This window comes from Mesorhizobium sp. M2E.F.Ca.ET.209.01.1.1 (genome assembly GCF_004010375.2).
Classification (GTDB): Bacteria; Pseudomonadota; Alphaproteobacteria; order Rhizobiales; family Rhizobiaceae; genus Mesorhizobium.
This window is the reverse complement of sequence record NZ_SADP02001208.1, coordinates 1-288: the sequence shown is the minus strand read 5'-3', so window position 1 is coordinate 288 and position 288 is coordinate 1. Positions and strand designations below refer to the sequence as shown.

Below are 288 nucleotides of genomic sequence, written 5' to 3'. Positions count from 1 at the left end.
CGAGCGTAAGCCCACCAGCGCCGTTTCGATCTGCGTCGGCCTGGGAAAGAGTTTCAGCGCCGCGGCGGTGACGATGCCCAGCGTGCCTTCCGAGCCGATGAAGACCTGCTTCAAATCATAGCCGCGATTGTCCTTGCGCAACACCTTCAGCCCGTTCCAGATGCGGCCGTCTGCCAGCACCACTTCGAGGCCGAGCACCAGGTCGCGCGTCATGCCGTAGCGCAGCACGTTGAAGCCGCCGGCATTGGTGGCGACATTGCCGCCGATGCGGCAGCTGCCTTGCGCCCC

Annotated in this window: 1 protein-coding gene; it reads right to left on the bottom strand. The window is 65.3% G+C overall.

Annotated elements, in window-relative coordinates:
- Nucleotides 1-288, bottom strand: a 288-nt coding sequence (locus EN852_RS39760; RefSeq protein ID WP_135879972.1) for an FAD-binding oxidoreductase, incomplete at both ends; no start/stop codon positions are given.